The 7,341-nt window shown below is 37.6% G+C and carries 5 protein-coding genes; 1 reads left to right on the forward strand and 4 read right to left on the reverse strand.

Going from position 1 to position 7,341, the window contains the following annotated elements:
* Positions 1 to 384: 384 nt before the first annotated feature.
* The 4 genes from QNJ50_RS27970 to QNJ50_RS27985 form a co-directional block, all read right to left on the reverse strand.
* A complete protein-coding gene (locus QNJ50_RS27970; RefSeq protein WP_300642317.1) occupies positions 385 to 792 on the reverse strand; it encodes a hypothetical protein in 408 nt (135 codons plus the stop codon).
* Entirely contained in the window at positions 792 to 1,607 is an 816-nt protein-coding gene (locus tag QNJ50_RS27975) for an RAMP superfamily CRISPR-associated protein (protein ID WP_300642320.1), read from the reverse strand. The genes QNJ50_RS27970 and QNJ50_RS27975 overlap by 1 nt, the downstream gene beginning before the upstream one ends.
* A gap of 134 nt (positions 1,608 to 1,741) precedes the next feature.
* Positions 1,742 to 2,764, reverse strand: coding sequence for a type III-B CRISPR module-associated Cmr3 family protein (locus QNJ50_RS27980; RefSeq protein ID WP_300642322.1), 1,023 nt, complete (start codon positions 2,762 to 2,764; stop codon positions 1,742 to 1,744).
* Positions 2,731 to 4,317: a type III-B CRISPR-associated protein Cas10/Cmr2 gene (locus QNJ50_RS27985; protein ID WP_300642325.1), complete on the reverse strand. Its 1,587-nt coding sequence runs from the start codon at positions 4,315 to 4,317 to the stop codon at positions 2,731 to 2,733. Before QNJ50_RS27985 ends, QNJ50_RS27980 begins: the two co-directional genes overlap by 34 nt.
* Before the next feature lie 611 nt (positions 4,318 to 4,928).
* On the opposite strand from QNJ50_RS27985, the gene QNJ50_RS27990 reads away from it, so the two are divergent.
* On the forward strand, positions 4,929 to 7,199 hold the full coding sequence (locus QNJ50_RS27990; RefSeq protein ID WP_300642328.1) for a WYL domain-containing protein: 2,271 nt from the start codon (positions 4,929 to 4,931) through the stop codon (positions 7,197 to 7,199).
* Positions 7,200 to 7,341 lie beyond the last annotated feature (142 nt).

Here is a 7,341-nt window from a genome sequence, read left to right on the forward strand (position 1 = left end):
GGAATTTGATTTTTTGCACCTTCCACCCATTCATCTACCCAGCGATCGACTCGATCGGGGTTACCAATATATTGAATCTGACCCCTACCCTGGATTTGTGCTTGAAACATTAGGGGAATTTCATTCGGATTGTTATTGGTAGTTTTATTTGTCGTCATTCCTCTTTACCTCCACCGACTTTATCAGGACTTACGCAAAGTTTGCATAGCGTGTCCGTAGGACATAGATTTGTCATTGCGACCGAAACGCAGTGTAGGGTTAGCGTAGCGTCTCCGTTTAGGAGATAGCAATCCCAGCATCTCGGGAGATTACGTCGCTAACGCTTTTCCTGAAGGAAACGCTGCGCTAACGTAATGACGTAATTACGTTAATTTTGCGTAAGTCCTATTTATATCTCTGCGTCCACCAAACTAAGCTGTCACAAAATTGGGTGAGAACAGCTAAACAAATTCGCTGGTCTTCTAGAGGAAGATTCCATAATTCTGTAGCAATTTTTCGAATATTTTCAGTGTCTTTGTTATTAACTTCTTCTTTTGGGAGTTTTATTCCTGTTTTGCTGATAATTTTGGCAAAAGTTGTCCATGTATCGCGCCAGTATTTACCTTTGTTTTTGTCTTTTTCGTCATTCTTGTCAATTAACCGTAGATGTTCTCCCCAAAAACGTTCTAAACCATAAGCAACGGTGGTTCGCATTTTGTGGGATTGTCCGATTACACCTTCGAGGTCTTTATATCGGAGTATAAGTTTTTGTGCTTCCCGATCTAAATTATATGGTTGCCAATTTGAATTCATTATTCAACTCCCTTTAAGTTAACCACACAATGACCAAAACCAATTGATTCCAAACCACCCAAGTAAATTTCTTCTTCCGTCTTCCCGTTAAATGGTTTCCATTTTTTATCGGATGGATGGTTTCTTATTGCTATGGGGAAAATCATTATGGTTCCTTCTGGTAGTGCTTCTGTATTGAAAAAACCACCACCATCCACAACTTTTTCGTTTTCTTTTAAACGGACGCGGCTTTGACGATATAATGCCATGTCGTGAATCATAGAAATATCTTCATTTTTGACGACTACAGCGGGTAGTTCCTGACCATCGGGAAACCAAGCAGATAAATTCTCCATTTTATTGACAGTTAAGAATCCCAGGTTGAAAAAAAGAGTTTTCTTATTTTGAGACTGGCGCGGTTTTAGAATTGAAGAACCAGTGTAGGGGTCGGGAATCGTCAACTTTTTCTGAGTAATCCGGTTATATCGTTTGAGAAGACGCTCGCAAGTTACCCATACAATAGGTTGACCGGGAGAAAATACTGGTAACCAAACAATGGAAGCATGTTCGATTTTCACAATTGATTCGTTATTCACTTCCGAGTGTGCTGAACCCGCAGCATCTCCATACCAATAATTTGCTTCTGCTTCTCCCAGTTCTGGATTTTGGCGCATCTCTGCACGCAATCGACCGCGTAGAGAACTACCGGGGATAATTCCCGTAAGAGTGAATTGATCGCGGAATATCAGGTTTAAATTTCCACTTTCTTCGCCAGCTGTTGCACCCACATGGAGAGGTGCTAAGGTTTCGATGGTACCATAGGCTTTTTTGTACATTAAGCAACTCCTTTGCGCGTAGCGCAAGTAAAAAGTCAAAAGTCAAAAGTAAAAAGTAAAAAATCAAAAAAAGTAAAAAGCTTAATATATATGGCTTTTGGGGTTAATATATGTCCTAACTTAGCTTCGTAGTGCTATATTCCTTTAATATCTATTGGTAAGCAAAAACCGCATCCTAATTTTTTAAGACTGATACCTTCACTAGGAAACCAATCATCATCCCAGTTCCACCAAGATTTACCAATGGGTTGGTCGAGAACATAAACACTACCCGCAGGTACAGCATATCTTCCCGTACCCAAGCGTCCCTTAGCGCGATAACGGTAAGCTACGGGTTTATCGGTTAGCATTTGCACTGTTTGGTTTTGATTTAGGAAAAAATCTTTTTGCGGGTACCGATATGAATAGCGAGTAGAACCCCAAATTCCCGGTGCTACTAATGCAAATGTCCGTTGAATTTCTTGATTTAATAGTTGTAAAACCTTCTTACGAGTAATTTCTTCACAATCAATTTCTACAATGTGATTTTCACCACCAAAGCGATACCAACCATGTTCTAGGGGATATGTTGAGAGATAAATCAAACAAATATCTTCTGGAATTTGCACGGAGTTTTCCAGAAATAAACCATCTGCTTGTTTAACACAACGCTGGTTTTTCTCTAAACTAGGATGTAGAAAGGAAGAAAACTTCCAAGGATGTTCAGATACAACTTTATTAGCTTGTAACTTTTTTGCAGAATCTCCCCAAGCAGAAATTTTTTGCCATTGGTAATCAGGTTCTAGTTTTTCATCTGATTTTCCATGTTCCCGACACCATTTTCCATCTTTAAATTTCCATTCATCAATACCTTTACGGGAAATAATTTTACTCCAAGGAATAGGTACATAAAAGTCTTGTTTATCATCTATCTCCGCCCAGAATGGTCCAGTAACGTACAAGTTTTCTCGTAATTCTGCTTGTAACTTTTCTCGTACTTCTCGTGCAGAAGATTGATGCTGACTCTTCGTAGTACTAAAAATTAAACCTGAAAGGGTAGCTGCTTCCGGAGGAAACTTTCTCCCAGAACGTCCGACTAGATTTTCTGGCGATAAAAATGCACCAGAACTACCATACATATAACCTAAAGGGCTGATGGAGATGATGTATTTGAACATAAATGCCAACCTATATTAATCATGTCATTAATCCACGCAATTATTGCTGTTGCGCGTTCATAACCACTTGCATCATCACTAAATCCAACTATATATTTTGCGCTCGAGTCATCAAGTAATTGATCGACGTGTGTATGGGGAAAGTAAATCTTTAAAAAATTAATAGCAAATTTATAATCAAAAGTTTGGGCATCTATTCTAAAAGCATGTCGAGATTGTAATTGCGCCAAATCTTGATAAACATGACTCCAATTTGATTTCCCTTCTCGATCGCGATACTGATTTAAGATATCTAGATAATCCCAAGGACAAGTCCATTGAACATATTGTCCACTATTAAACAAAATCCTGATAGTTATGCGATCGCGCCCTAAAGACTTAGCATGTTTTTCTGCTTCTCGACAATGTTGTAGAATATCTCTTTGGGGAACGCTGTGACCAGCCCAAATAAATCCCACACTCAAAGTAATATCTTTGTGTTTATTTTTCTTCCATTCTTCAGGTAAACTTTTCAACCAATCAAAAGCCCTTTGGGGTTGAATTTCATCTTCATGTTGTTCGCTGTAAATAACTCCTAAAAAATCATCTCCACCCGCATAAATAACCCTACCTAAATCTTGGGGAAAGTCTCGATAAAAGTTTTTCCCCCACTCCCGCATATCTTGACTAAACTTTTTAACTAAAACTTCTTCATTTTCTTGTTTTGCAAGTTTTTTGAGATATTTACCGACTTCATCACCATCACCCATAAACCAACCGGTCCAACGTCCTTTATCTTTTTCGGTTATCTTCTCCGGACGGCGATAAATATCACTAAAACTACTCTCGAGTACTGACATCTCTAAGATTTTCGCAATTTCTGGTAAAGTTACCAGTCGTTTGACTAACTCAGGTATACTTAATCGTTCATTTGCTGCAATATATTTACCCTCCGGTTCCTTATCCGGTTTTGGATCATATGGAATAAAAGCAAGTTTGTGGTAAAACTCCTTAATCCTCATCCCTTCATTTCGCCAGTTCAGTTTATCAGGGTGTCTATCTTCTGCACCCAAACCAGGAAACGCAATCCCATCCGTTCCCGTAAGACTAGAACTCTCACCGATCCAATTTACCGCAGTCCAACCGCGAGAAAGCTTACAGTTGTCCAAGTCTTCCATTGCTGCTGTGATGCTATCCCCCTTTCCCACAAAAATTTCCCAGCTATAGTTCCCCCATTTTCCCCAATCTTTTTTCCAGTGGTATTCGTTTTTGTATTCAGGTAATTTTTCTTCAATCCAATTGCGACATTCCTCTAGTACTTGCTTCCATGCTGACAGCATGGTTTTTTCTACCTGTTCTTGAGTAAATTCCTCTTTTAAAAGGATACGATTCGGCATTCCTCTTTGAAGTTTGATTCGTGCTGGTGATATGACATCTTCAGAATTAGCAAGTTTTACTATCTGCTGACTCAGATAAGATAGAATCTGTGAAGCTCCATATAGGTCTCTAAGTTTACGCGACTTCTCGATAAACCCCTGTACGGGAGCAAAGGTAATTGCTGTGTAAATTGTCATAATCGCTGTACATAAAATTTTTATGGATTTACATATAAGACATATAAGACATATAAAAACCAGTATTAACACGTATGTATTTATACTAAGTCTCCATACCATTCGAGCTAAATTCCGGACAAAATAAATATATCGATCGCGAAAATCAAGAAATAAAAGCCAAGAAAAAGTGAGTTATAGGTAGGACTTACGCAACTGGCATATTTTTCCTGTAGGGTGTGTGACGCTATGAAAATATCTGAACGTAAGAATCAGACTTATAGCGTCACGCACCAACCACCAATTGTGACACTTGCGTAAGTCCTGATAGGGTAAAAATAAGTTTTTTTAAGTAAATCAAATTACAGGTATCAATTATTTAGAGTAAGTATGAGTAGTTATTAACATCATTATTTATATTGCCTTATTTATATTAAAAGTAAAGCCTATATCGTGCGAATGACGAAATTTTACAAAAGTATTATTCTTTTCCAGGGCTTATACCAATTCAATAAATCATTGCAACAGATTCTCCGGTAGAGACGCGTTAGCGAAGCGTGACCGTTAGGTCACCATGTCGCGTCTCTACAAAATCTATCTGTCTCATTATTTTTCCAAATTGGTATAACTATATGTCACAAACGAGTTTTAAAGAATCACACCAAAAAACTAAAAAACCCATAATCCATTTTCTTGTTGGTTTACCTGCTAGTGGGAAATCAACTTTTGCACAATTAATCGCTCAAGCTGAAAATTGCGAAATTATTTCTACAGACGATATTCGGGCTGAATTATACGGTAATGCTACGATACAAGGAAGTTGGCACTCAATCGAAACTGAAGCAATTAATGGTATCGTTAATGAACTTACCAACAGTAAGAACGTAATTTACGACGCAACAAACTTTAAACGGTCTTTTCGCATAGATTTTTTACAGAAAGTTACGAAGAAAGTAAAAAGTAAAAAGGTAAAAGTAAAAAATAACAAAATAGAACTCGAAAGAGCAGGCGATCGAGACTTAACTGCAAATTTCGACTTCTACTGCATAGCATGGTATCTCAATACCCCATTGGAAACCTGTATAGCTTGGAATCAAAAACGCGTTCGTCAGGTTCCAGAAGCTGTCATTAAAAATATGTATGCGGTTTTAAAAGACTTTCCACCGCTTACTGGAGAAGGATTTGCAAAGGTGAGAACTATTGATGTTACATCTAATAAAATGTCACCTGAGTTTGTCATAAAACAAATCAATCAACAGGTGGAAGGTCTCGAACGCAGTATTATTAACTCCCAAAATCGCAACGCTAATATTACACCTCATCAATATAGCAAGCTTGCTGATTTTGACCGGTTAATACACCTAATTTCCCTAATTATTAAATACCCTGGTATCGGTAATCTACATCGTACTAATCCACAACTTTTAGAAAATATTTTGGGTCATCAACCAAAATTTAACAATAACATTCAAGAAATAGCCGCAATCGTAGCGAAAAAACATGGTACTGTTTACGGTTGCGAACAAGCGATCGCAGTTGAAGCTGCGCGGGCTATCGCCCATGACTTAGAATATCTTACAGAAGTAGGAATTATTTCTGGTGGTGATAAATCAAATATAGAACTATTAAATATAAAAATATCAAATATAAAATCAGATACGCCAATCTCAAGGGAAGAAGAAAAACCTCAACCTTTATCTTTGCAAACAAGGGTATTTTTTCATTCTTATTCAGATAAAGAAGTTTTTCAACGCCTAATTAGTACAATCAAACTAATTGTTAATCAGCCATTTTTGCAAGACTTTGGTAAAGGTAGCTTGAAAACCTTAGCCCAAGCCTTAGAACAAGCGGGAGGAATATATAATGCAGAAAGTGGACTCCCCATGTTGCGAAAAGATATTGAAAATATTCTCAAACCTTACAAAATTATCCCTAGCTTTCCCATGCGACATGGTTACTTTGCAGGTACGGGAATCTTTTCCCAACAAGAATTAATCAAACTATTTGACATACTCCAATCTCAAGCAAAAAGTTTAGATGATCCTTTAGTACTCGACTTTTACAATACCTTCAAAGAACGAATGCTACAGACCAAGTTGATTGATTCCAAGGAAAACATTTATCCCATTCGTTCCATTGCGAATCACTCAATTGTTGATGAGAGACACTTACACGAAACCTCACTTTTAAAAAAACTACCATCCCTGGAAAATGCAATTGTTAAAGGAGAATTACTCGAACTAAACACCTTTAGCGGTAGTCCCAAGTACGAAAGTGATGCAAATAGCTTCATAACTGTTTATCCTTTACAGATAGTTTTTCATAATCTTGCTTGGTACTTGGGGTATGAATGTATTGGTAAAGATGCACAATCGGGTTTACTAAAATTGCAGCGTTTAGATAGACTATTCCTTGGTAATTTCCAAAATCAACATCGTTCCCGTCAAGAGCAAACTAAAGCGTTAGAAAAACTCCAAAAACTTTTACAAGCAAGTGCGGGAATATATCTAGGGAATAGTGTTGAAGACCAATATCGATTCCTGAGTCGAAATAAAAATAAGCGAATGGAAGTATGTGTAACGGTAGAATTGTGGTTCGACGACAAGATATTTCACTTTATCACTGAAGGTACGAAAAGATTTGCACAAATCAAAATGTCTCGACCTCGATCTGTGGGTAAAGTAAGTTTACCAAAATCAATTTTTTGTTTGGAAGCACCTACGGGAGATAAACAATTCCCGAATAGATTTCAGACGGTTTTACCAAAGTGGTGTTTAAATGACTTTGATTTGTTGAGATGGATTTTAGGTTTTGGTGGAAGTGTTAAAGTTATACAGCCATCTGAATTAGTGGAGAAGGTTAAAAAGGTCGCTACGGGAATCCTTGGAGCAGTTGAGGAGTAAGAAATAATATTAGTTACACCAATTGGCAAAAATAGTGAGACAAATAAATTTTGTAGAGACGCGACAGAGGCTAACGCCGACGCCGCAGGCTCTGTCGCGTCTCTACGGGATAATCTGTTGCAATGATTTATTGAATTGGTAT

It is taken from the genome of Mastigocoleus sp. MO_188.B34 (assembly GCF_030065675.1).
Lineage (GTDB): Bacteria > Cyanobacteriota > Cyanobacteriia > Cyanobacteriales > Nostocaceae > Mastigocoleus.

Coding starts and splice junctions, on each gene's coding strand:
- QNJ50_RS27980 (WP_300642322.1), bottom strand. CDS start 2,764: ATGTTCAAATACATCATCTCCATCAGCCCTTTAGGTTATATGTATGGT.
- QNJ50_RS27975 (WP_300642320.1), bottom strand. CDS start 1,607: ATGTACAAAAAAGCCTATGGTACCATCGAAACCTTAGCACCTCTCCAT.
- QNJ50_RS27985 (WP_300642325.1), bottom strand. CDS start 4,317: ATGACAATTTACACAGCAATTACCTTTGCTCCCGTACAGGGGTTTATC.
- QNJ50_RS27990 (WP_300642328.1), top strand. CDS start 4,929: ATGTCACAAACGAGTTTTAAAGAATCACACCAAAAAACTAAAAAACCC.
- QNJ50_RS27970 (WP_300642317.1), bottom strand. CDS start 792: ATGAATTCAAATTGGCAACCATATAATTTAGATCGGGAAGCACAAAAA.